Consider the following 23,186-nt stretch of genomic DNA (forward strand, 5'->3'; position numbering starts at 1 on the left):
ACAGTTGCGGGAACAGCTCTGGATTTTCACCAGATTCCCTATTAAGTCCATAACGGACACCATATTTATTGGTTTATCACTGTATATTGTGTTAATGAATAAAAATAAACACTATATATGTAACTTTTTCGATTATAAGCTAAACTTATCATTTTGACAACCTTAAAAAACTAGAGGAATAATGTTAATAAGTACATATCAAAGAAAGAGTTTTTATCGTTATGAAGGACTTTCCCGACTTTTGGAAAAGTCCTTCACCTATTATTACTCTTTAATTCCATGGAGCCATTCTTGATAACATTCAGGGCAAAGTATTTCATCCTTGTCCATATTTGATACATAAAATGTGACTTGATGTAATTCTTTTTCCCCCGTTTCACTGTTGCAGTAAAAACATTGATTAGCCATTTAAAATCCCCTCCTATTGCTTATTTTGAAACCTTTTAAGCCTCTTTATTCTTAATGGATTGGTTATTTGGAGATACATATTTAATGGTATGGGGCAAATAATAATTTGGAGTTTCGGAGGGGGGATTGGCATGGAAATACCGGCTCGTGCTGCTGACAAAGGGGATATTAGCGAAGATGGAAAAAAGCTAGCTTGGTGGCAGCTGTCGTTAATCGGTGTCGGATGCATTATTGGAACAGGGTATTTTGTTGGGACCGGAATTGGTATAAGAATGACTGGCCCCGCAATTTTAATAGCCTTTATTCTGGCAGCGATAGGCACTTACACAGTTTTTGACGCTTTAGGAAAAATGTCCGCAAAGGACCCGCAAAAAGGGGCATTTCGTTCATACGCGAAAAAAGCATATGGGCGTGGAGCTGGGTTTAGCAGCGGGTGGGTCTATTGGTTTTCTGAAATGCTGATTTCTGGTAGCCAGTTGACCGCTCTTTCATTATTAACACGATTCTGGTTCCCTGATGTACCTCTTTGGATTTTTTCCTCCATTTATGCAGTGCTAGGGGTTTTCGTTATTGTCATTGGAACAAAGGGATTTGAGAAAGCCCAGAATATTTTTGCAGTTATAAAAATTGCTGCAATATTGATGTTTATCATCTTGGCGATCACCGTTTTATTTGGATTATTTGGAGGAAATCTAAAGGATTTTAAAGTCCCTACAGACGGAAATGAAATCCTGCCTAGAGGATTTTATGGTTTATGGTCTGCATTAATCTTTGGATTCTATGCCTTTGGCGGGATAGAAATAATGGGGATTTTTGCAACTAGGTTAAAAAATAAAGAAGATGTTCGTAAATCAGGCTCTGTTATGTTGATCATCTTAACGACCATTTACTTAATCTCTTTAGCTTTAGCTACGGGATTAGCAGCGATAGATAAATTTAGTAAAAATGAAAGCCCGTTTGTTATTGCTCTTGATAAATATGATATCACCTTTTTTCCACATGTATTTACTGGAGGCATTATTATTGCCGGCTTTTCGACTATGGTCGCTACCCTATTTGCCGTTACAAGCATGATTGTCACTTTAGCGGAAGATGGAGATGCCCCAAAAATTTTCTCGAAAAAGGGTAAGCTAAAAGTTCCTCCACTGGCACTTTCCTTAACAATTGGCGGGTTAGTGACATCAGTTTTATTGGCATTAGTCATGCCTGACAGTGTGTATGAATATATTACGACAGCAGCTGGGTTAATGCTGTTATATAATTGGTTGTTCATTCTAGTTTCTTTCCCGAAGCTGATTAAAGCTACGAAATTCGACCATGTTAAACGCTTTATAGGGATAGGTTTAATTTTGCTTGCAATAACTGGAACACTTTTCGAGAAATCAAGCCGCCCGGGATTCTTTGTGAGTATCCTTTTTGTCGGTTTAGTGATAAGCGTGTTACTAATTATGAATTTCATTAAGAAACGAAAGCAAAGTAAAGGATATAATCCCCAAAAAGCATAAGCTTTAAAGTAAACAAGGGTTGAACGTCTAATGGAAATTAGAGGACAACCCTCGAAATCAACCTATGTTCATCTTTTTATTGGAAAAATAATAAAAGAACCGCCTCATATCCAAAATAAATTCCAAACCCAATTAATGAAATACCTGAGACAATAGAGATGCCCGCAAGAATCTTACCAGATAAAAATCTTCTAAAGCTGCTTGCAATCCCAGCCATCGTTACATCCCAAATAAATAAGCCAACAATGATGGCAGAACTAAATGTTAACAATTGTAGCTGATCGAATTGTGTAGCCGTCTTTGCTAAGACAGATCCGAAAATGCCCAACCAGAATAAAATGGTTAAAGGATTGGAAATCGAAATGAAAAAGCCGGAAATAAAAGATTTGATAGCGGATTCACTTTTATTACGAGATGATAATTCAATTTTTCCAGCACCTTGAATACTTTCAATACCCGTATAAATGAGAACAAAGAAGCCAAATGACCACAAAAAGGTTTTGACAATGGGTATTTCAAGAAACTGAACTACACCCAAAAAAACAGCAATCATATATAGGATATCTGCAATCATAGCGCCAAAGCCGACAAGCCAAGAATGCCAAAAGCCATTTTTAATCCCCTTATCTAATTGTGCTGCATTCACTGGCCCAATCGGTGCAGCCAAAGTAAGCCCAAGAAAGACATAACCCAAAAAAATCCCCATGCTTTTTCTCCTTGCTATGTATTATTCAATTAATAGGTTTGTACACATTCTATTCATGATTTAGAGGCTGTACTACAATTTTTCCTAAAGAATAAATAATTCAATTAGGAAAATAATAAATTTGAAATCTTCTTTAATACTCATATTGGAGGGCATTCTGAATGTCGGTCATCGTTTACCAAACCTTTGAGATAAAACAGGAAAAATTTAAAGATGGGTTAGATAATTTACTTGAGATTAAAAAATACAGAAATGAAAATTATCATCATAAGGTAGAAATTTTAACGCCAATTTCAGGAAAGGACCATACATACGCTGTTATTTCAACATACGAAGGCCTTGCAGAAATGGAACTGCAAAACAAGAAGATGTTCGATGATGATGAGTATTTAAAATTGATTGGTCAATTCTTTTTAGAGGATATTGTTCAGGGTAGCATGAATACACAATTTTTTAGAGTAATGAATGATAAACCGGAATTGAAAGATAAAGACAAAGAAAAAGGGAAATAGTCTTTATCTTTGGAGGAGTAGCCTGTATAATTTACGGAGTAAAAAGGAATTAACAAAAAAGCGGGAATCATTTATTGATCCCGTTTCTCCTATGTCACTTCAAAAAAACACCGCTTTTATTCCATGATAGGCAAAATATAAGCCGAATCCAAGTAATGATAGGCCAGAAAAAATGGAAATGGCCTTAAGACTATGTACAGTTAAAAATCTTCGAAACCCTGTTGTTAATCCCGCAATGAGAATATCCCAAATGGTGAGTCCCAAAAATATCATGCTGCTATAAATTAATAATTGACCAGTCCCATAGACTTGGGCTGTTTTAGCGAGTACAGATCCGTAAATTCCTAACCAGAATAGGATGGATAAGGGGCTGGATATGGACATGAAAAACCCTGTCAAGAAGCATTTTGTTATTGAATCTTTCCCCCTAGTTTCTTCCAAAGTAATCATCTTAGCGCCTATAATGCTTTCTGTCCCTGTATAGATGAGAATAAACCCTCCAAAAAGCCAGAGAAATATTTGAACAATCGATATTTCCAAAAAGTGTACCATCCCTAAATAAACCGTTAGCATGAAAATTCCATCTGCTATCATAGAGCCGATCCCTACAATCCATGCATGCCAAAAACCATTCTTTATACCTTTATCCAATCTAACCGAGTTAACCGGACCAATTGGAGCTGCCAAAGTAAACCCTAAAATGATATAACTCAGGAAAATGTTAACATTCAATAATGACCACTCCAATCGGATAGGTTCCTAACTTGTACATTTTATGTGCAAAAAATGTTCCTATGAATCTTTGTCCAAAAACTTTCTTTAGTCATTGCCGTTATTTCTGAATTCGCAAATTCCTAAACTGAATAGGAAAAGCCGAATATAAGCAAAATAGACTAAAAGGAGATGATGTTGTGAAGCATGCAAAAGCATTTTTGTTAAAGTTTATTTCTTGTTTAGTCCTTTTATATATTATACTTGGCTTATTTTATGGCATGTCCTTTGGAATGGTATTCTTAATTTCATTAGCATTAGGAGCATCCTCTTATGTTCTTGGCGACTTTCTTGTGTTGCCTAGGTCTAATAATTTCATTGCGACAATCACCGATTTTGTCCTGGCTTTCCTCGTGATTTGGTCTTTAAGTATCAGTTTGACCCTAAGAGAAAATATAGTGACGATGTCTCTCGTTGCTGCCGCTGGAGTCGCCCTTTTTGAAATCATATTTCATAGATACATGGCCAATCAGATTATCACTAAAATGAACAGCCATACTGCACGGCAAAGCAAACTGCAATTTCAAACAGAAGCTTCAGAAGAACTGACTCCTTCTGAGACAGATTTAAAATTAAATGAAGATAAAAGTAATCGTGGAGAGGAATGATCCATTATTAATAACGTCTGCTTAGTCGAGCAGGCGTTTTTTAATGTTTTTTTGGGAGAATACAGACAATTTCTTTTGCATATAGAGAAGGGAGAAATGGATTTAAGGGGGGAGAACTAATGGCGATTTTGGTAACTGGAGGCGCAGGTTATATTGGCTCACATCTTGTTGATTATTTAATTGAGAAAGGTATGAAGGTAATTGTCATCGATAACCTGCAGACTGGCCACCGAGAGGCCATTCATCCAAAGGCAATTTTCTATGAGTGTGATATACGTTCTTCAGAAATAATAATGAATATTTTTAATAAGGAAAAAATAGTGGCAGTTTTTCATTTTGCGGCCGCTTCACTAGTCGGAGAATCAATGAATGATCCGTTAAAGTATTATGATGTAAACGTAAGCGGGACTCGGTCTCTGCTTGAGGCGATGAGCAGGCACTGTGTTAAATACCTTGTATTCTCATCTACTGCGGCCGTTTATGGGGATTCGCATAAACAGCCAATTAAAGAAAGCTTTCCACTTCAGCCCTCTAATCCATATGGTGAGACAAAGCTTGCAATGGAGAGGATGATCAAATGGTGGGGAGATGCCTTTAATGCAAGCTATGTCTCATTACGATATTTCAATGCAGCCGGTGCGAAGGAAACAGGTGAATTAGGAGAGTATCATCTTCCTGAAACCCATTTAATTCCTATTGTTCTGCAGGCAGCACTGGGAATGAGAGAATACGTAACAATTTATGGAGATAAATATCCGACAAAGGATGGAACCTGTATCCGAGACTTTATTCATGTAGAGGATTTAGCAGAGGCTCATTCAATGGCACTCCAATACTTACAAAATGGAGGAAAAAGTGATGTATTTAATCTTGGCAATACTGCGGGATATTCGGTAAAGGAGGTAATAAGGGCTTCTATAGAAGAAACAGGGAAAAATATAAAGATGATAGTAGGAGATAGGAGGCATGGTGATCCCGCAGAATTAATTGCTTGTTCGGATAAAGCTTTGAAAATATTAGGCTGGAAACCAAAGAAATCTTCAATACACAAAATAATACAAGATGCTTGGAATTGGCACATAAAGTATCCAGAGGGATACAAAAGTTTATCAGCTTTTCAAAAATGATTTTGTTTTAAGTACAGGTATAGTTTTTCTTTTAATTCCGGTCTCTTTAATGCAAAATTAATGGACGCTTCCAGAAAGCCAAATTTATCACCAACATCATATCGTTTCCCTTTGATAATATATGAAAAAAATAGACTCGTGCTCTAGCAATAAATGCAAAGCATCAGTTAGCTGGATTTCATCATATTTGTCTTGCTGCACATGATTAAGAATGTCATCACCCAAAAGAACTGCAAATGGCTGATTTCTGATAAATTTTTTTGCGCATAAGAGGGCATGGCCTAACCCTAATGGATCCTTTTGCCGAACATAGTGAATATCGGCCATTTCAGATATTTTTCTGGACCTCATGAAGCATTACTATTTTTCCTGTTCGCTTTAACAGCAATTCCATTTCTACTGACTTATCAAAGTGGTCTACTATAGCTCTTTTATTCCTTCCTGTTACAATTATAATATCTTCAATCCCCGACGCAATCGCTTCTTCAATAATATATTGGAAGGCTGGTTTATCAACGATTGGGAGCATTTCCTTCGGCAGAGCTTTTGTTGCCGGCAGGAAACGGGTTCCTAAACCAGCGGCAGGAATGACTGTTTTTTTATCATCCATGATCCCCCTAATCATTCGGCTTTCCCGTTCCCATTTCTATGTACGGAAGTGGCTGTCTTATCCCACATGTTTACAGAAAAAGAGCAAAAAGGAATATTTTCCTCCACAAAGAGCACCTTAAAACTATTAAGATAATAAGACTTTTGCAGGGAATATGCTTTTGAGGTGTATGAAGAAATGCCAACTCAAAAAAAACATATCGAAAGAAGGTTTTTAATTTTTGCCTTTCTTGCCTTAGCTGTTTTTGTCTCCCCGCTGTTTATATTAGGGGAGAATGCACATATACGAGTTCACGATAATTTGGATTCCAATTTAGCCTGGTATAAAGTCTTAGCTGAAAGTGGACAATTAACCGGGTCTGTCAATGCCGTCATTCCGCAAATAATAAATGGACAATTATCCCGAAATGCATTTGGAACGGAATTTAGTCTGATCGTTTGGCTTTATGCTCTCTTTCCTGCAATGACGGCTTATGCAATTAGCCAGACGATTACTAGGGTTTTTGCGTTCATAGGGATGTATTTACTGTTGAAAACCCATTTCCTTACTGGGCAACAGTGGACTATTCTAGCTGTCAATATAGGCACTTCTCTTGCATTTGCATTTACCCCATTTTGGCCATCTGGAATGTTAAGTACACTTGGCATGCCATTAGCCTTATGGGCTTTCCTCAATATCCGGAAAAAGAAGGAAATGTGGAAAAGCTATCTAGTGCTAACTATTCTGCCTTTCTATTCAAGTATTGTTTTGGGCTTCTTCTTTTTTCTAACTGCTATAGGGATCTTTTGGCTAATTGAAGTAATGATGAAGAAGCGGTGGAATTGGCGTTTTCTATTGTCTATTGGTTATATGACTCTTTTGTATGCAATCGTGGAATACCGGCTAGTCTATTCTTTTCTGTTTGATGATGAACCAAACAGCAGAGATGAATATTTTCACGCAAGATTATCCATTTGGCGCTCTATTAGACTTACCTATAAAAATTTCATCTATGGTCACCATCATGCTGCAACTATACATACTTTAGTCATCTTGCCTGTAATGTTTTTGGCATTATTCATTATTTTAAGAAAGAAAATCTGGAAAAAGGAAAGAGCCTTTGTTTTTTTATTTATCCTTAATATCACTTTATCAGTATGGTATGCCTTCTGGTTTTATAAGGGATGGCTGCCATTAACGAAGCGATTTCACTTTTTAGATACTTTCAATTTTGCCCGGTATCATTTTCTGAGGCCGCTAGTCATTTATGTACTGTTTGCTTTGTCATTAAAGGTTCTAATGGATACAAGGTGGAAAAGGACAGTTCCTATACTTGTTGCTGCACAGCTAATTGTTTGTTCTGTAACTAATGAAGAAATCATCTTTCAAACAAAGCCAACATTTAAGCAATTTTTTGCTGTGGATCAATTTAAGGAGATTAAAGATTATATAGGAATTCCTCAGAAAGATTATCGTGTGGCGAGTATTGGTATCCACCCGGCTATCGCTCAATTTAACGGTTTTTATACCCTCGACACTTATAATAATTTTTACCCTTTATCTTATAAATATCAATTTAGGAAAATTATTGAGAAGGAATTGGCAAAAAATAAAACGATCCGCCTTTATTTTGATGAATGGGGAGGACGCTGCTATATTTTTACAGCTGAACTAGGAAAGCGCTATATGTTTAAAAAAAATACAAAAAAGCGATTAAAACACCTTGAGCTTAACATCAAGCCATTTAAGGAAATGGGTGGCCAATATATTTTTTCTGCCGTTCCCATTGATAATGCATATGAAAATAATCTGAGCTTAGAAAGGACGTTTGAATCATCTAGCTCTGCTTGGAAAATTTATTTATATAAAGCGATCTAACAGCAGGAGGAATCAGAATGGATCATCCAATGCTCACGATAGTTGTTCCATGTTATAACGAAGAGGAGATTCTCCCAGATACGATGCTACAGCTAAGCATTTATCTCCAAGAGCTAGTAAAGGAGAGGTTAGTTTCGAGTAATAGTAAAATTTTATTTGTTGATGATGGGAGTAAGGATCAAACATGGGAAATCATATATAGAAAGAGTTTAGAAGACGAGCTAATTAAAGGGTTAAAGCTTTCAAGAAATGTCGGACACCAAAAGGCGCTTTTGGCTGGATTAATGGCAGCCAAGACTGTTTCGGATTGTGTTATTTCCATTGATGCAGATCTGCAGGATGATATTTCTGTCATACGTGAATTTATTTTGAAATACCGAGAAGGCTATGAAATCGTCTATGGGGTCAGAAGAAAACGGGATACAGATACATATTTCAAAAGGAGCACGGCCCAAGGCTTTTATAAATTAATGAAGAGGATGGGGGTGGATCTTGTTTATAATCATGCTGACTTTCGATTAATGAGCAATAGGGCTCTTTATGAATTACAGCGCTATGATGAGGTGAATATTTTCCTCCGCGGCATTGTGCCAATACTAGGCTTAAAGTCTACCTACGTCTACTATGACCGAAAAGAACGAAGTGCCGGAGAAACGAAATATCCGTTAAAGAAAATGATCGCCTTTTCACTTGAGGGATTAACCTCTTTTTCTGTTACGCCTATTCGTGTCGTCATGCTTGTTGGATTTCTTTCTTTCTTTATTAGTCTTTTATTTGGAGTCTACTTTCTCAGTTTAAAGCTATCCGGTAAAACGGAAACGGGCTGGACATCCTTAATAACTTCTATTTGGTTAATTGGCGGGATTCAGCTCATTTCTATTGGTGTGGTTGGTGAATACATTGGAAAAATATATAGTGAAACGAAGCGAAGACCGAAATATATGGTCGATATTGATACATTTAATTTGCCGATTCCACGTTCGCTAATAAATGATGGAGAAAATGAACATGAACTCTTTGACCATAATTATGGAAAATTATCTGAAACGAACTAATTCCTTTTTCCGTTTTTTATTAGTAGGAGTGGTAAATACGTTAATTGGACTCTCCATCATGCTTCTTCTATTAAATGCAGCAGAAATGTCCTATTGGATTTCTACTTTCATTGGAAATGGCGTTGGAGCTTTTGTAAGTTATTTTTTAAATCGAAGTTTTACCTTTCAGAGTAAAATTCATTTGAAAACGAGTATCCCACGGTTCATTATCGTGATTTTGAGCTGCTACATTTTCTCTTATTCCGTAAGCCATATGGCCTTAAGAATCTTTGAAGAGGGTAATAGCCTGTTGGCAGAAAACTTGGCAGTTGTAATAGGAGCAGGATTATATACACTCCTAAACTATTTAGGGCAAAGGTTTTATGTATTTAAGAATATGGAGGCTGTATGACTTTGCTTTATCGAGGAACAATAGGAATACAGATTGGTTCTAATAAAAAGAAATTGGAGGGGTAAAGATGCGAAATGATCAATTGAATCTTAACAATCATAAATTAAATGGCCAGGAGAAAGATATGGACTTTGAAATTAGTACAACAGGCTATGGATTACAATCGGTCGTTGAGTCTGACGAGACAAATACTTTAGAAAAGAAGCAAAACAACCATAACAGCTGTGGTGGACTGTAATCAGAACAGGAGATGACGGGTATTATTGAATTTTGTCCAGCCATTTGGCCTGAGGAACGAGTGCCAGAGGATCAAAAGGATTGTCGTGAATGCAAACTTTATAAGCATGGGACAAGGATGGTGTGGGGGGAAGGCAATCCTGGTGCTCCTATCATGATTATCCTTGATAATCCAGGAGCACGAGAAGATCGTGAAGGGAACCCATATGTTTGCGGAACTAGGTTTACATTACAAAAATCCGCTAACGAGGTAGGCATACAGCCTAGTGATTTATATGTAACGTATATTTTAAAAAGAAGACCTGTTCGTGCCTATAATAAAGAGGAAGCTAGGAAATCTTGTATCCAGCATTTATGGGTGCAGTTAGCAGAAAAGAAGCCGAATTTTATTTTTTGTTTAGGGAATATTGCTATTCAATCATTTTTCGAAAATCCTGAAGCAGAGGTGAAAAAGCTGCGAGGCTCCTGGCACAATGTAAATGGATTCCCGACAGCTGTTGCTTATCATCCGCTTGCCATTAGAAGAAGGCCGAATTTATGGCCGATATTTATTAGTGACTGGGAGATGCTGGCACAGCGATTTCATCTCTAGAATGTCAGTTTATTTACAAAAAAGCCAAACCTAACGAAATACAGAGTTTGGCTTTTTTTATATGTCATTTTTTAACAACTTACATTTTATTTTTTTCCTTATGAAAAGGGCATTGGGAAAATGTGCTTTGATCATCTGGCAGGAAATACTGTGTCCATTCATAATTATCGCTATTTCCATAAGAGTTTAATGCAGGGTGAATAGTAGTGCTGTCATAAGCGCATAAACGTTCGCGGATTTGCTGTTTTATTTTATCAGCCTGTTTTCCTTTTGCGAGGAATTCTTTTAGAACAAATCTTGGTGTGATGGCTAACATTAAATATGGAAAGCTTCTGCTTTTTCTATTTATGTGTGCAGGGGTCGCACAGTACATAAAATAGGGTGTCCCATGAAAGCAGAATTCCCAAAATGAATGAGTTGGGTTTGTAGGTATGATATCTGGCCAAGGCAATTCATCTAGCATCGTTAAGTTGATTAGGTGTTGCCAGAACAGTTCCTGATATTCTTTAATGCTAAAATTCAAGTCTTCTTTAGAGGAATTAAAAAATATAATGAGGGACGTATATTTTCCGAAGCTTTTATAATGTAAGGAATATTCCTTAAGTATTGCTGCCAGTTTGTAAGAGGTCTCATATTTTAATGGGCTGTCAATGAAGCCATATCTTAGGTGACCAGACTTTAAACCTAAAGTGGCGGGGATACAAGGAAATAATTGATTCGCATCAGTCATTTTTTGAATAAACAGCTTATAGGCTTTCTTTTGCCATCCTTCTGTATCATGCTTTTCCAGCTCTGAATCCTGAAGTAATATCATAGTTATCGCACACTCCTATCCTTACTTCATTAAAATATGCATGATCTTCGGATAGGTGATTGCCCTTAATAGTAGGTTCATGCAAAGCATGGACTTCTTTTTAATAGGAGATTTCTAATACCAATAACTCGTATTTAAGCCTATAATAGTGAATAGAAGTTACTGAATATTTAATTTTATTTATATATTATTAATAAAATCTAATAAGGTGGCAAGGAAAATGAAAATTGTGATTGCACCCGATTCATTTAAGGGGAGTTTAACGGCACTTGAAGCAGCACAGGCCATTGAAAAAGGGGTGAAAAATGCAATTCAGCATGCAGAAACCGTTCTAGTTCCAGTTGCAGACGGTGGAGAAGGGACGATGGACAGTCTAGTATCTGCTACAAATGGTCATAAGGTAGAGATTGAGGTTAAGGGACCATTACTTGATCCTGTACAAGCTGCTTATGGATTATTAGGTGATCAGGAAACATGCGTGATAGAAATGGCTAGTGCATCAGGGTTATGTCTCATCGATTCTGCTAGGCTTAATCCTATGACAGCCACAACATTTGGGACAGGACAGCTAATTAAAAAAGCATTAGATGATGGATGCAGCAAATTTATTTTAGCGATTGGTGGAAGTGCGACCAATGATGGCGGGTTAGGTATGCTTCAAGCACTAGGAATGAAGTTTCTTGATGCTAATGGAGAGTTAGTCGGATATGGAGGTTCTGAACTAGGAAGAATTGTTGATATTGATGATCAAGAGTTTGATTCACGAATTGCAAATTGTGAATTTTTAATAGCGACAGATGTTCAGAATCCATTAGTAGGGGAAAAGGGAGCAACTCATGTGTTTGGTCCGCAAAAAGGGGCTACACCTGATATGGTTGAAATTCTAGACAACAACTTAAGGCATTGGGCAGATTTAGTAGCATTAAAAACAGGCATTCGCCTGCATGATATGCCCGGAGCCGGAGCAGCGGGAGGAATTGGTGGAGCCTTCCAAGCTTTTTTTCCATCTAAAACAAAGCGAGGCATTGACATTGTCATAGAATATTCAAGGCTTGTTGAACATTTAGCTGGAGCAGATTGCGTATTTACTGGTGAAGGTCAGATTGATTTCCAAACTGCCTCAGGAAAGACACCTATGGGCGTGGCTGAAGCAGCTAAACTGAAAGGAATCCCTGTTTTTGCTCTGACCGGGTCCATTGGCCAAGGAATTGATGTTTTATATGAACACGGTATTACAAGTGTTCATAGTATTATTAATTCTCCTATGACACTACAAAAAGCCATTGAAAGCGCTGCCATTTTACTCGAGCAAACAGCTGAACAAGTTATGCGAACTTTTATAGCAACAATAAGAAGGCTATGAATATTCATTAATTTTTCCTCACCTTAATGGAAATAATATCTTTGTCATAAGTATACGATCAATCATAGATTTTCTTTGCAGATAGAGTTATTTCCAAATAAAGGAGTTGTAAAATATGCAGTCTTTCTTATCCGAAGAACGTTATTCCCCAACATATAATTGGTTAGTGCTATCCAAAAGCCCTTATTTAAAAAAGCATGAGCGGAGTCCTGTAAATTGGCTAGAGTGGTCAACAGAAGCGTTTGATAAGGCGAAAAGGGAAGGTAAGCTTGTGTTTGTCAGTATTGGGGATAATCATTGCCATTTGTGTGCTGTCATGGAACAGGAGTCGTTTGAAGATATGGAGACAGCCCAGCTATTAAATGATAAGTTTATTTGCATGATGATTGACAAGGAAGAGCATCCGGATATTGCTTCTTTATGCTTGAGCAAGTGTCAGAAGATGGATGTAAAAGGGCAAGGGCCGCTAAATATTTTTTTATCTTCAGAGCAGGAAACTCTTTATGCTGCGAGGTATTTACCGAAGGAAAGTCTTGATGATGGTATGATTGGATTTAAAGAATTAATCACGCAGGTGTATAATCAAAATGTCATAAACCATGATTAGGAACAAGTATATAGGAAGTTACGTAAAAATTGCAGTTCTTGCCTTTATGCAAGAACTTTTTTTTGCAAAAAAATTCCGCCCATAAGGAGCGGATAAAAAAGAGACCTTGGATCAATTAAGAAATAATTCGAAGTGGAAACAACATATAGTATTTGTGTGCATAAAATAATACTATATATTGTTAAAAAGATTCTACCATATTTATTTTATTAGAGCAAATTATTTAGTATTTTCTTGATTTATTTCGTCTGCCATACTAATTATTTACTAATTTTTGGAATCAATTGAAAAAGAATGAGAGATTGGTTAATCTTAAAGTAAGAAGATTTGTAGCGAAAATTTAATAGTTTTGTAAAGAAAAAGTGAAAATTGACAACTTTTCTTAATATAAAATCGTTTTTACTATGTAAGACCTATTACTTTTTAGCAGAAAGAATAGAGATGGAAAGGTGAACATCATGAGAAGTAAAAGGAAAAGAAAAACAACCTATTCGAAAGGGAAGTTATTAATTTCATCGATTGTTTGTTTAACATTAGTTTTTACAACGGTTAAGACAAACAATCATAGTGAAGCATTGGCTGTTTCTAGTTTATCACAGCCGATTAATATTATGTATTCCTTACTTACAAAGAGGCATTTTGATCATACAGAGGAGATGAATGGTTACGTTAATAATAAAATTCAAGCTTTTTACATATTAAAGAAAAAAATGGATCAAGAACATAATGAACAAACATTAAATGAGCAAGAACTGAAAAATAAACCGGAAAAGCATGACCCTGTAGAGAATGATATTAATAGTATAGAAACTAGTCTTAAAGATAGCGTTTCTTCAAAACAAGAAAACTCCCAAATAAAGCTACAAAATGAACAAAAAGTCATATATTTAACATTTGATGACGGACCTTCCGCCTATACATTAGACATACTGCAAACATTGAATACATTTGACATGAAGGCTACTTTTTTTATGCTTGAGCCTAATATGAGAATGTATCCAGAGGAATTACATGCTATTATCAATAACGGTCATATCCCAGCCTTACATGGAGTTTCACATAATGTCGCCAAAATTTATCGGTCGGAAAAGACAGTAGTTGACGAAATGACAAAAGCGCAAGCCACCTTAATGCAAATGACAGGTACAGGCACATCCTTAATTAGAACTCCTTATGGTTCCGCGCCATACATGAAACCTTCCTATTTGAAAGCCGTGGAAGCAGCCGGGTTTAATCTATGGGATTGGACAGTAGATAGTGAGGATTGGAAATACCGCAATGGTGAATATGTTGAAAGAGTTATTCAACAAATCGAAAATTTTAAACATAAGGATAGACCAATGGTCATTTTACTCCATGATAGAAGAACAACAGCAGAGCATTTGCCATCTCTGCTAACCTATTTTCAAACAAACGGGTATAAAGCCGAAATATTGAATGAGCAACTTTCTGCCTTTCACTTTTAAAAAAGCTGGACATTCATTCCGGCTTTTTCTTATGTCCAAATAAAGAGTTAGATGATTTACATGTCATAAATGCCCAGTTTCCCCGATAAGCTTTTATGAATGAACTGTTCATAAGGGGGAGATTGTTTGGCTGCTAGCTACGAAAAGGCTGCAAAATTTGAGCATGGATTTTGGCTGCAAGTATTAGGAGATCATGCCCGATTTATCCATGATTCCCTTGCACCGTCAGAAAAAGAATTCATTCATGAAGCCAATTATTTTATTCAGGTTTTTGATCAGCTCCTTGGTAGAGTAGGAGTAGGGAATTTGCAGGATTTAACAGTGGAAGCAGATGAAGAAGCCAAGAAAATTAGACAGTTTAAGCTGACTATTCTTGAGCGCCATCTTGTTGGAAAAGTAAAGATTCATCTCGGGCCAACTTTTATGAATCATATGGTAAACGAAGTAGATGAGTACCTGCTTCTGTTAAAGTATTTGAAAAACGGGGAAGCAGCACCTGTTTTTCATGAGTTGCATCACCATTTGCTATGGCTATTGGATGCTGCAGGGCATGCAGGGGCCATTTCTGATAATATGGAACTTCCAGAAAAAAAGATTAAAAAATTGAGTGATGAGTTTACAAAGGATTTTGAAGCCTTTTATTTAAAAGCTGTTGAATTGACGGGATTTCTAAGAACAAATCTTACAGCATTTCCTGCATTGAAAAAATTTAATAAAGATGTGTCATTAGAAATGAAACTGTTCATGAACTTTTTAGATGAAATTGAGGAGCTTAGGTTAAGTAAAGAAGCATTAGGAACATTTTCTGCGCTAATGGCAGACCATATGTTCAGAGAAGAATGCTATTATTTAACAAAGCTTGCAGAATCAACACAGTCAGAAAAACCTGATTGTAATCCTGCTAAGCCTAGATTGAAGGAATAGAGAAGTGAAGCCACCCTTTTGGCGGTTATTTTTTTCGCAGATTAACGCGCATTCACTATTTAAAAGATTCACTTAATTCTAGTAAGAAAGCATCATTTTTGTAAAAGTAGAACATATGTTCTTTTCCTAGGACAGGTTTGTGATATAATAGAGAAGCAATAGGGAGTTTTCTCAAGGGTGGTCGGCTAACCCCATTTGAAAGGGGGTGATGCCTATGACAGTATTCGAAACGATTATGATTATGATTTCATTTTCAAGTCTGATCATCGCTGTCTTGTCTTTTAACCACAAAAAATAGACCTCCCTTGACCTGATAATTGAGGAGAGGTCTAGTCTTTTGACTGGCCGCCGCTCAGGGAACGACGACTATTGCGGATGACCGTGGGTGCTCTAACACCTGCGGTCATTCATTTAAATGATATCTACAACTATAGGATAACATATCCGATTAAGAAAGTCATCCCGAAGTTCTTTACCTAAGCATCCTCCTCGTCTGGCTTTATTGCCATAAATGTGGCAATGATGGCTATGACAGTAAGACCGCTTAAGAAATAAAATAATACCTTTTCAGTATGCTCCATAAATAAAGCCATGACAGGCGGACCTGCAGCAACACCAATAAATCTCATCGAATGATAAATGGATGTGATGGTTCCTCTTTCTTCTTTTTCAATTCCACATGTAATTAAGGCATCCAAACAAGGAAGGGCTACCCCTATTCCGATACCGCCAAATGTAAATAAAATGAGCATGAACCATAATCCGCTTGAGAAGCTTAAAATAGCAACGGATACAGCAGTCAATGCAGATCCTCCGAAGATGATCCATTTCATTAATACTTTATTTTCTTTTATTATTTTTCCGGTTATAAAAGAGGCTATACATAAAGCCCCTAATGGGACTGCAAGTAAAAAGCCTTTTTTAATATTGATGATATTATATGTTTTTTCCAGTACATCCGATAAATAAAACAACACTCCAAATAAAACAAACATCATGATGGCACCAATGACGAAGATGGCATACAACCATTTTCCATTATGTGTAAATGTGTTTTTAATGTTTACTAAAAACTGCTTGAATGGCACGGGCTCCTCACGTTCTTTAGGTGTTTTGATTAAAAGCCATACAAGTAATATCGAAAGGGCACAAAACACTGGGAAAGCAAAGAATGGGAGAAACCAGAAAAAACTAGCGAGAAAGGCCCCAAGTATTGGACTCAGTACTTTTCCAAATGTATTTGATGTTTCGATCATTCCAAGCGAACTGCTCACTTCATCATCGTTTTTAAACATATCACCAATGAGTGGCATGACAATGGGAGATGCTCCGGCTGCCCCAACCCCTTGTAAAGCACGGCCGCAAAGAATGATCCAATAGGCGTCATTAGCTTTCCAGGCAGCCCATCCAGAGATGAGTCCTCCAATTCCTGCAATTAAGAGGCTAGGGATAATGACCTTTTTCCTTCCGATATAGTCTGATAATCCTCCTGCTATAGGGATTAGGATAATGGCTACAATTGAATACACGGTCAGAATCATACTAGTCTGTAAAGCAGATATATTAAGGTTTTTCTCCATAGCAGGCAATACAGGAATAAGCATGGAATTTCCAAGTGTCATTACAAGTGGGATAGAAGCGAGTGACAGAACAGCCCACTTTTTGTTATGGACATTGCCTCTAGACTTTTTCTTTGCCTTTTGGCCTCCAATTTCTAATTTTTCAACATGCTCCATTGAACATACCATCCCCTTAACCATCATACCTAATATTAATATGGCTTTAAAAAAAGAAAGTAGTAGGGACTTTTTATGGTAAAATTTAATTGGAATTCATTGTCATGTATTAATATGGGTAGAAGGCAGATTGAGGGAAATAATATCAATATTCGAGGTGTATTTAATGGGAAATCAAATTTTTACATTAAATATTGGCAGGCCGAATCTTCATTTGTGGGATGGAGTGACTATTAATTCAGCAATAAGAAAAAAGCAAGTGAGTGAATCTTTTCTGACAAAAGAAGGATTTACAGGAGATTCAGTTGGTAACCGTGAATTTCATGGGGGAACGGATAGGGCTGTTTGCTTATATCCTTTTGAACATTATCAGCAATGGGAAAAGGAATTTCAAAAGCCGTTTCAGATGCCTGCATTTGGGGAAAATATTAGTGTGGCTGATCATCAAGAGAAGGACGTTTATATTGGCGATATTTTTTTACTCGGTGAAGCCATTATTCAGGTTTCACAAGGGAGGGTGCCATGTGCATCCATTTCCAAGCATAACAAAGCTGAGAACTTGCTTAGCAGGGTAGTGAAGACTGGGTATACTGGCTATTTCTTTAGGGTCCTGCAGGAGGGTATAGTGAAGGAGGACTCTTCACTGACATTAGTGGAGAGAAAGCAGGAGAAGTTCTCTGTATTAGCGGGAAATCAACTAATGTTTCATGATCGAAAAAATCGTGCAGCGATTGAAGAGCTGCTTCAGGTAGAGGAGCTTGCAGAAGCTTGGAGAAATAGGTTAAAGAAGGCTCTTTAAAAAAAATGAATTTTTATCCTTGACTTTTTTTATAATTAAGAATAATATAAAAAGCAACATAACGTACGGCGTTGACGAAGAGTAGTAACTTTTACGGGTACTTAAGAGAGCTGATGGGTGGTGCGAATCAGTGTAATCGTATTAGCGAATGGACTTCCGAGCCTCCAAACCGAACCTTTAATAGGAGCAGTAGGCTTTGGCGAAAAGTCTCATCGTTACAAGAGACAGGTATTCAAATGATTATTTCATTTTGATATCTGTTAAGTGAGCTAATTTTAGCTAATGAAGGTGGCACCACGGGTCTCTCGTCCTTTTTTTGGAGGGAGGCCCTTTTTGTATTTCAAATATTTATTGTTATAGCCTTTTAAAAAAGAATAACTAAATCGTTGAGTAAGAGTAGTACAATGTTCAGAAGCATTACAGAGAGCCGGAAAGGGTGAGAGCCGGTATGTGGAGAGCAGTTGGAATGGACTTGCGAGAGGCTTCTTGAAGGATAGTAGGGAAGCACGGAATTCCACCGTTATATGGATAGGGTATCGATTTACATCCGTACCTGAACAAGGGAGCAGAATTCTGTTCTAAATTTGAGGTGGCACCACGGTCAACGATACGTCCTCTATATGCACAAATATTGTGCGTATAGGGGACTTTTTTATTTTTATAACCGTTAAGGAGAGTGTATCATGCCGAAAGTAAAGGAAATCATTATTAGCGAAATTGAAGGGGATACGTTAACCCCAATTCTTATTTACCAGCGTCTCAAAGGAACGAAAAAATTTCTATTTGAAAGCTCACTTAAACATGAAAAGGCTGGCAGGTACTCATTTATTGGAACAGAACCCGTTATTGAATTAATTGGAGAGGAAGATTCCAGTACAATCCTTTCAGCAAAGGGAAGGAAACAGATTCAGAAGCATCCGCTTGAAGTATTGAAAGATATGCTGCCACCGATTGAACAGGATGATATATATAATTTCCCATTTTGTGGGGGTGCTGTAGGCTATGTAGGCTATGATGTCATTCGCCAGTATGAAAATATCGGGAAGGCCCCAAAGGATGAATTACATATTCCCGATGTTCATTTAATGTTTTTCGAGGAAGTGGTCGTGTTTGATCATCTTGAACAGAAAGTGTATTTAATCTCTATTCCTTTATTTAGCGAGTTATCTGAATTGCAATCTTTACATGAAAAGAGACTAGATGAAATTCAGCATGGCAAAGTGAACAGTGAACCAAGTGAAGTTTCACTTTCAACTTTTAAAGCATCCATAAAGAGAGAAGAATTTATCGAAAAAGTGAAGCGGGCGAAAGAACATATTGTAGAAGGTGATATTTTCCAAGTGGTGCTGTCTCAGCGTTTGCAAGGAACAATTACGGGTGATCCATTTTCTTTCTATCGCAAGCTTAGAGTGCAAAATCCATCCCCTTATATGTATTATTTAGACTTCGAAGGCTACAAAATCGCGGGTACTTCACCGGAAAGCTTAATTAAGGTAAATGGCGGGAAGGTGACAACTAATCCAATAGCGGGAACAAGGCCAAGAGGGAAATCCGAGGTGGAAGATCATTCCTATGAAAAAGATTTATTGGTGGATGAAAAGGAGCTTGCGGAGCACCGAATGCTGCTGGATTTAGGCAGAAACGACCTTGGCCGTGTTTGTGAGCTTGGTTCAATTGAAATTGAGAAGTATATGAAGATTGAGAAATATAAACATGTCATGCACCTAGTATCAGAGGTGAGCGGTACTTTAAAAAAGGATTTATCAGCGATCGATGCTTTAATCGCTTGTTTGCCGGCAGGAACGGTTTCTGGCGCTCCAAAAATTAGAGCGATGGAAATTATTAACGAGCTGGAGGAAGTAAAAAGAGGTGTTTATTCAGGAGCAATCGGATATTTCTCAGCGAATGGAAGTATGGACTTTGCACTTGCAATTCGGACGATGTTAATTAAGGATCAAAAAGCATTTATTCAGGCAGGTGCCGGGATTGTTCATGATTCTGTGCCGGAAAAAGAGTTTGAAGAAACGATTCATAAATTAAGAGCTTTTTTGGAGGGCCAAGATGATATTACTTATTGATAATTATGATTCATTTACTTATAACCTATATCAATATTTAGGGGAGCTCGGGGAAGAAGTACATGTCGTAAGGAACAACAGGATTTCAATAGAGGAGATCAAGGAAATGGAACCGGATGCCATTGTGTTATCACCTGGGCCTGGCAGACCAGAGGATGCAGGGATTTGTTCAGCCATTATCCAATCCTTCTATGAGACCAAGCCAATATTGGGAATATGCCTTGGACATCAAGCAATCGGGTATACATTTGGAGCAAATATAACGAAAGCAAACAATATTATGCACGGGAAGATTTCAAAATTAAAACATAATGGATCAGATTTATTTGCATACTTGCCTCAGCCAATTGACATCATGCGGTACCATTCTCTTGTGATTTCAGAGGAGACATTACCTGAGGGATTTCAGATCCTTGCAAAATCGATGGATGACAATGAAATAATGGCGATCAAACATAAGCAATTCCCGTTATTTGGCCTTCAATTTCACCCAGAATCAATTGGAACCGCATTAGGTAAAAGAATTTTGGGAAATTTCTTAAATCATATCGGGAGGGGAAGTAAGCATGAAAAGCATCTTACAGAAAATTTCTAATGGGGATTCATTAACAGAACAAGAAATAACGGAAGCAACCGAGCTTCTATTTACTGAGGATATTACAGATAGCGAAATTGCAGGTTTATTAATCGGCCTAAAAACGAAAGGAGAAACAGTTGAAGAAATTGCCGGCTTAGCTAAAGCGTTAAGGGGAAAATCACTGACGTTTAATACGAGAATTCCGAATGTTATGGATAATTGCGGAACAGGAGGAGATGGGTCTAAAAGCTTTAATATTAGTACAACTTCTGCTTTTGTTCTTGCGGGTGCTGGAATTCCAGTTGCCAAGCATGGAAACAGAAGTGTATCAAGTAAAACGGGAAGTGCGGATGTATTAGAACATCTAGGTGTGGATTTAAATTTGGATGCTGCACGTACAGAGGAAATTTTACTAAAGGTTGGGATTGCCTTTTTATTCGCTCCACATGTACACCCGCAGCTGAAAAGGATTATGAAAGTGAGAAAAGATTTGCGAATTCCGACTGTCTTTAATTTAATTGGACCGCTCACAAATCCTGTTGATTTAGAGACACAGCTCCTCGGGATCTATCGCCGAGATTTTCTCGTACTCTTTGCAGAAGTGTTAAAGACATTAGGAAGAAAACGTGCAGTTGTCCTAAATGGGGCAGGGTTTATGGATGAGGCGTCACTTCAGGGAGAGAATCATTTAGTGATTCTGGAAAATGAAAACTTGACTGAAAGAGTCCTTCATCCAGAAGAGGTAGGTTTATCAGTATACACGAATGATGCCATTCGCGGCGGCGATTCCAAAGAGAATGCACGTATCCTCTTGAATGTATTGAATGGAAAGAAGGGAGCTTATCGCGATACAGTTCTCCTTAATGCAGGAATTGGAATCTTCACAGCAGGAAAAGCGCAGACAATTCAAAAAGGGATTGAATATGCAAAGGAGAGCATTGATTCTGGAGCGGCACTAAATAAACTGGAACAGCTCATTCATGAGAGCAAATTTATAAAGGAAAGGGTGATCTGAGGTGACTACGATCTTAAATATCATTTTAGAAGAAAAGGAAAAAGAGATTTTGGGACTAAGGGATGAAAAATTGGACATTCATGACCTGCCGCTTAGAAAAAAGCGCTCCTTTCTTAAAAAGCTTCAACAAAGGGATTCACTTGCAATTATCGCTGAATTTAAAAGAGCATCACCTTCAAAAGGGGATATTAATATCGGTGCTGATCCTCAGGTCCAAGCTCAATCTTATATAGATTTTGGAGCGGATGCCATTTCTGTTCTGACCGATACTCACTTTTTTAAAGGAGGTTTTGAGGATTTATCGTCAGTTAGGGAAGCTGTTGATGCCCCATTGCTCTGCAAGGATTTTATCATTGATGAAGTTCAGATTCTGAAAGCGAAATCCTCTGGGGCAAATTTGATTCTGTTAATTGCTGCAGCATTGGAGGAGCAGCGTCTGACAGAGCTATATAATTTCGCTTTAAACAACGGGCTTGAAGTGCTTATGGAGGTTCATAATGAGGCTGAGCTGCTAAAGGTCCTGCGTACTGGAGCACAAATAATCGGCGTTAATAATCGTGATTTAAAAACCTTCTCAGTTGATTTAGCCATAACGGAAAAGCTTGCTCCAAAAATTAAAGCAGCAGGTGCCTTCCTCATAAGTGAAAGCGGCATTAAAACAGTAGAGGATGTTCAAAGAGTGATAGATGCTGGTGCCGATGGAATCCTTGTTGGGGAGGCATTTATGAAATCTGAAAATCTCGAAGGTTTAATGAAGCGAATGAAACAGCCTATAAAAGAGGTGACGAACTAATGAAGGTGAAAATTTGTGGAATTATGGACGTTGAAACTGCGTTAAAAGCGATCGAATCGGGTGCAGATGCGCTTGGGTTTGTTTTCGCAGATAGCAAAAGGAAAATCAATTCTGATCAAGCAAGGGAAATTATTAAAGTAATTCCTGATGAGGTCCTTAAGGTAGGCGTGTTTGTGAATGAAGATCCAGATGTCATTCGAAAGATTGTCAATGAGGCAGGAATCAATGTCATCCAGCTTCATGGGGATGAGTCACCTGAATATTGTTCGCAATTTTCTGTACCGGTCATAAAGGCGTTAAGCATTGAATCTCAAGAGGATTTAAATCAAATTAGTCAGTTTTCGTGTGATTATTACCTTCTTGATAGCCCTAAAGGGAAATACCGCGGGGGGAACGGGGTCACATTTGATTGGAATGTATTAACCGGTGAAAACTTGGACGGGAAAAAGGTCATTCTTGCTGGCGGACTTTCAATTGATAATGTTGAGCAGGCCATTGAGATAACGGCACCGTATATGGTCGATGTCAGCAGTGGGGTAGAAACAGACGGAAAAAAGGATGTAAATAAGATAAAAATATTTATTAATCAGGCTAAAAAAAGATCCATGCATGGAATTGGCTGACAAACGTAAAAA

At 37.5% G+C, this 23,186-nt stretch carries 25 protein-coding genes, 1 pseudogene, 1 riboswitch and 2 other annotated features; of the genes and pseudogenes, 20 read left to right on the forward strand and 6 right to left on the reverse strand.

Annotated features, from left to right (window positions below):
* A riboswitch (cobalamin riboswitch) is annotated at positions 1 to 79 on the reverse strand. This riboswitch is flagged as partial in the annotation.
* 185 nt (positions 80 to 264) lie between these two features.
* Positions 265 to 408 (reverse strand): hypothetical protein, encoded by a 144-nt coding sequence (locus V7149_RS14055; protein WP_335346245.1) that lies wholly within the window; start codon positions 406 to 408, stop codon positions 265 to 267.
* A gap of 131 nt (positions 409 to 539) precedes the next feature.
* On the opposite strand from V7149_RS14055, the gene V7149_RS14060 reads away from it, so the two are divergent.
* On the forward strand, positions 540 to 1,913 hold the full coding sequence (locus V7149_RS14060) for an amino acid permease (protein ID WP_335346246.1): 1,374 nt from the start codon (positions 540 to 542) through the stop codon (positions 1,911 to 1,913).
* Positions 1,914 to 1,989: 76 nt separating this feature from the next.
* On the opposite strand, the gene V7149_RS14065 is transcribed toward V7149_RS14060, so the two are convergent.
* A complete protein-coding gene (locus V7149_RS14065) occupies positions 1,990 to 2,619 on the reverse strand; it encodes a LysE family translocator (RefSeq protein ID WP_335346247.1) in 630 nt (209 codons plus the stop codon).
* Positions 2,620 to 2,780: 161 nt separating this feature from the next.
* Here V7149_RS14065 and V7149_RS14070 point away from each other — a divergent pair, with 161 nt between their 5' ends.
* A complete protein-coding gene (locus V7149_RS14070; protein ID WP_335346248.1) occupies positions 2,781 to 3,131 on the forward strand; it encodes a hypothetical protein in 351 nt (116 codons plus the stop codon).
* Positions 3,132 to 3,230: 99 nt separating this feature from the next.
* On the opposite strand, the gene V7149_RS14075 is transcribed toward V7149_RS14070, so the two are convergent.
* Complete coding sequence (locus V7149_RS14075) at positions 3,231 to 3,863, reverse strand: LysE family transporter (RefSeq protein WP_335346249.1); 633 nt, start codon at positions 3,861 to 3,863, stop codon at positions 3,231 to 3,233.
* A 179-nt stretch (positions 3,864 to 4,042) separates the two neighbouring features.
* On the opposite strand from V7149_RS14075, the gene V7149_RS14080 reads away from it, so the two are divergent.
* Positions 4,043 to 4,510, forward strand: a complete 468-nt coding sequence (locus V7149_RS14080; RefSeq protein ID WP_335346250.1) for a YndM family protein — start codon at positions 4,043 to 4,045, stop codon at positions 4,508 to 4,510.
* Positions 4,511 to 4,629: 119 nt separating this feature from the next.
* Positions 4,630 to 5,637: a UDP-glucose 4-epimerase GalE gene (gene galE, locus V7149_RS14085; RefSeq protein WP_335346251.1), complete on the forward strand. Its 1,008-nt coding sequence runs from the start codon at positions 4,630 to 4,632 to the stop codon at positions 5,635 to 5,637.
* Here galE and V7149_RS14090 read toward each other — a convergent pair.
* Positions 5,628 to 6,247: pseudogene (locus V7149_RS14090) on the reverse strand (UTP--glucose-1-phosphate uridylyltransferase). The gene galE and the pseudogene V7149_RS14090 overlap by 10 nt on opposite strands.
* 177 nt (positions 6,248 to 6,424) lie before the next feature.
* On the opposite strand from V7149_RS14090, the gene V7149_RS14095 reads away from it, so the two are divergent.
* From V7149_RS14095 to V7149_RS14115, 5 genes are all read left to right on the forward strand, one after another.
* Entirely contained in the window at positions 6,425 to 8,104 is a 1,680-nt protein-coding gene (locus V7149_RS14095) for a DUF6044 family protein (RefSeq protein ID WP_335346252.1), read from the forward strand.
* A gap of 17 nt (positions 8,105 to 8,121) precedes the next feature.
* Positions 8,122 to 9,159, forward strand: a complete 1,038-nt coding sequence (locus tag V7149_RS14100; RefSeq protein WP_335346253.1) for a glycosyltransferase family 2 protein — start codon at positions 8,122 to 8,124, stop codon at positions 9,157 to 9,159.
* A complete protein-coding gene (locus V7149_RS14105) occupies positions 9,113 to 9,550 on the forward strand; it encodes a GtrA family protein (RefSeq protein WP_335346254.1) in 438 nt (145 codons plus the stop codon). The genes V7149_RS14100 and V7149_RS14105 overlap by 47 nt, the downstream gene beginning before the upstream one ends.
* 67 nt (positions 9,551 to 9,617) lie before the next feature.
* Positions 9,618 to 9,788 (forward strand): hypothetical protein, encoded by a 171-nt coding sequence (locus V7149_RS14110; protein ID WP_335346255.1) that lies wholly within the window; start codon positions 9,618 to 9,620, stop codon positions 9,786 to 9,788.
* Between the two features lie 12 nt (positions 9,789 to 9,800).
* Positions 9,801 to 10,379, forward strand: coding sequence for a uracil-DNA glycosylase (locus tag V7149_RS14115; RefSeq protein WP_335346256.1), 579 nt, complete (start codon positions 9,801 to 9,803; stop codon positions 10,377 to 10,379).
* 79 nt (positions 10,380 to 10,458) lie between these two features.
* Here the strand turns inward: V7149_RS14115 and V7149_RS14120 are convergent, their stop codons facing one another.
* A complete protein-coding gene (locus V7149_RS14120) occupies positions 10,459 to 11,193 on the reverse strand; it encodes a YqcI/YcgG family protein (RefSeq protein ID WP_335346257.1) in 735 nt (244 codons plus the stop codon).
* Positions 11,194 to 11,413: 220 nt separating this feature from the next.
* Between V7149_RS14120 and V7149_RS14125 the strand changes: the two genes are divergently transcribed.
* The 5 genes from V7149_RS14125 (at position 11,414) to V7149_RS26545 (ending at position 15,851) form a co-directional block, all read left to right on the forward strand.
* Positions 11,414 to 12,556: a glycerate kinase gene (locus tag V7149_RS14125; RefSeq protein WP_335346258.1), complete on the forward strand. Its 1,143-nt coding sequence runs from the start codon at positions 11,414 to 11,416 to the stop codon at positions 12,554 to 12,556.
* A 115-nt stretch (positions 12,557 to 12,671) separates the two neighbouring features.
* A complete protein-coding gene (locus tag V7149_RS14130; RefSeq protein WP_335346259.1) occupies positions 12,672 to 13,163 on the forward strand; it encodes a DUF255 domain-containing protein in 492 nt (163 codons plus the stop codon).
* A 458-nt stretch (positions 13,164 to 13,621) separates the two neighbouring features.
* Positions 13,622 to 14,629, forward strand: a complete 1,008-nt coding sequence (locus V7149_RS14135; protein WP_335346260.1) for a polysaccharide deacetylase family protein — start codon at positions 13,622 to 13,624, stop codon at positions 14,627 to 14,629.
* A gap of 126 nt (positions 14,630 to 14,755) precedes the next feature.
* Positions 14,756 to 15,553, forward strand: coding sequence for a DUF2935 domain-containing protein (locus V7149_RS14140; protein ID WP_335346261.1), 798 nt, complete (start codon positions 14,756 to 14,758; stop codon positions 15,551 to 15,553).
* Between the two features lie 241 nt (positions 15,554 to 15,794).
* Positions 15,795 to 15,851, forward strand: a complete 57-nt coding sequence (locus V7149_RS26545) for a hypothetical protein (RefSeq protein ID WP_438824048.1) — start codon at positions 15,795 to 15,797, stop codon at positions 15,849 to 15,851.
* A 178-nt stretch (positions 15,852 to 16,029) separates the two neighbouring features.
* On the opposite strand, the gene V7149_RS14145 is transcribed toward V7149_RS26545, so the two are convergent.
* Entirely contained in the window at positions 16,030 to 17,289 is a 1,260-nt protein-coding gene (locus tag V7149_RS14145) for an MFS transporter (protein WP_335346262.1), read from the reverse strand.
* A gap of 166 nt (positions 17,290 to 17,455) precedes the next feature.
* Between V7149_RS14145 and V7149_RS14150 the strand changes: the two genes are divergently transcribed.
* From V7149_RS14150 to V7149_RS14175, 6 genes are all read left to right on the forward strand, one after another.
* The gene (locus V7149_RS14150; protein WP_335346263.1) at positions 17,456 to 18,088 is read left to right on the forward strand and encodes an MOSC domain-containing protein; all 633 of its coding nucleotides are present in this window, start codon (positions 17,456 to 17,458) and stop codon (positions 18,086 to 18,088) included.
* A 62-nt stretch (positions 18,089 to 18,150) separates the two neighbouring features.
* Positions 18,151 to 18,404, forward strand: a binding site (T-box leader).
* A 61-nt stretch (positions 18,405 to 18,465) separates the two neighbouring features.
* Positions 18,466 to 18,708: a binding site (T-box leader), on the forward strand.
* A gap of 63 nt (positions 18,709 to 18,771) precedes the next feature.
* On the forward strand, positions 18,772 to 20,166 hold the full coding sequence (trpE, locus tag V7149_RS14155; protein ID WP_335346264.1) for an anthranilate synthase component I: 1,395 nt from the start codon (positions 18,772 to 18,774) through the stop codon (positions 20,164 to 20,166).
* The gene (locus tag V7149_RS14160; protein WP_335346265.1) at positions 20,150 to 20,761 is read left to right on the forward strand and encodes an anthranilate synthase component II; all 612 of its coding nucleotides are present in this window, start codon (positions 20,150 to 20,152) and stop codon (positions 20,759 to 20,761) included. Before trpE ends, V7149_RS14160 begins: the two co-directional genes overlap by 17 nt.
* Positions 20,733 to 21,758 carry an anthranilate phosphoribosyltransferase gene (gene trpD, locus V7149_RS14165; RefSeq protein WP_335346266.1) on the forward strand — a complete coding sequence of 342 codons (1,026 nt, stop codon included), beginning with the start codon at positions 20,733 to 20,735 and terminating at the stop codon, positions 21,756 to 21,758. Before V7149_RS14160 ends, trpD begins: the two co-directional genes overlap by 29 nt.
* Position 21,759: 1 nt before the next feature.
* Entirely contained in the window at positions 21,760 to 22,551 is a 792-nt protein-coding gene (gene trpC, locus V7149_RS14170) for an indole-3-glycerol phosphate synthase TrpC (RefSeq protein ID WP_335346267.1), read from the forward strand.
* Positions 22,551 to 23,174, forward strand: a complete 624-nt coding sequence (locus tag V7149_RS14175; protein ID WP_335346268.1) for a phosphoribosylanthranilate isomerase — start codon at positions 22,551 to 22,553, stop codon at positions 23,172 to 23,174. Before trpC ends, V7149_RS14175 begins: the two co-directional genes overlap by 1 nt.
* Positions 23,175 to 23,186: the final 12 nt, after the last annotated feature.

This window comes from Bacillus sp. JJ1503, from assembly GCF_036965125.1.
GTDB lineage: Bacteria > Bacillota > Bacilli > Bacillales > Cytobacillaceae > Cytobacillus.

Coding starts and splice junctions, on each gene's coding strand:
- V7149_RS14055 (WP_335346245.1), bottom strand. CDS start 408: ATGGCTAATCAATGTTTTTACTGCAACAGTGAAACGGGGGAAAAAGAA.
- V7149_RS14060 (WP_335346246.1), top strand. CDS start 540: ATGGAAATACCGGCTCGTGCTGCTGACAAAGGGGATATTAGCGAAGAT.
- V7149_RS14065 (WP_335346247.1), bottom strand. CDS start 2,619: ATGGGGATTTTTTTGGGTTATGTCTTTCTTGGGCTTACTTTGGCTGCA.
- V7149_RS14070 (WP_335346248.1), top strand. CDS start 2,781: ATGTCGGTCATCGTTTACCAAACCTTTGAGATAAAACAGGAAAAATTT.
- galE (WP_335346251.1), top strand. CDS start 4,630: ATGGCGATTTTGGTAACTGGAGGCGCAGGTTATATTGGCTCACATCTT.
- V7149_RS14095 (WP_335346252.1), top strand. CDS start 6,425: ATGCCAACTCAAAAAAAACATATCGAAAGAAGGTTTTTAATTTTTGCC.
- V7149_RS14100 (WP_335346253.1), top strand. CDS start 8,122: ATGGATCATCCAATGCTCACGATAGTTGTTCCATGTTATAACGAAGAG.
- V7149_RS14105 (WP_335346254.1), top strand. CDS start 9,113: ATGAACTCTTTGACCATAATTATGGAAAATTATCTGAAACGAACTAAT.
- V7149_RS14110 (WP_335346255.1), top strand. CDS start 9,618: ATGCGAAATGATCAATTGAATCTTAACAATCATAAATTAAATGGCCAG.
- V7149_RS14115 (WP_335346256.1), top strand. CDS start 9,801: ATGACGGGTATTATTGAATTTTGTCCAGCCATTTGGCCTGAGGAACGA.
- V7149_RS14120 (WP_335346257.1), bottom strand. CDS start 11,193: ATGATATTACTTCAGGATTCAGAGCTGGAAAAGCATGATACAGAAGGA.
- V7149_RS14125 (WP_335346258.1), top strand. CDS start 11,414: ATGAAAATTGTGATTGCACCCGATTCATTTAAGGGGAGTTTAACGGCA.
- V7149_RS14130 (WP_335346259.1), top strand. CDS start 12,672: ATGCAGTCTTTCTTATCCGAAGAACGTTATTCCCCAACATATAATTGG.
- V7149_RS14135 (WP_335346260.1), top strand. CDS start 13,622: ATGAGAAGTAAAAGGAAAAGAAAAACAACCTATTCGAAAGGGAAGTTA.
- V7149_RS14145 (WP_335346262.1), bottom strand. CDS start 17,289: ATGGAGCATGTTGAAAAATTAGAAATTGGAGGCCAAAAGGCAAAGAAA.
- V7149_RS14150 (WP_335346263.1), top strand. CDS start 17,456: ATGGGAAATCAAATTTTTACATTAAATATTGGCAGGCCGAATCTTCAT.
- trpE (WP_335346264.1), top strand. CDS start 18,772: ATGCCGAAAGTAAAGGAAATCATTATTAGCGAAATTGAAGGGGATACG.
- V7149_RS14160 (WP_335346265.1), top strand. CDS start 20,150: ATGATATTACTTATTGATAATTATGATTCATTTACTTATAACCTATAT.
- trpD (WP_335346266.1), top strand. CDS start 20,733: ATGAAAAGCATCTTACAGAAAATTTCTAATGGGGATTCATTAACAGAA.
- V7149_RS14175 (WP_335346268.1), top strand. CDS start 22,551: ATGAAGGTGAAAATTTGTGGAATTATGGACGTTGAAACTGCGTTAAAA.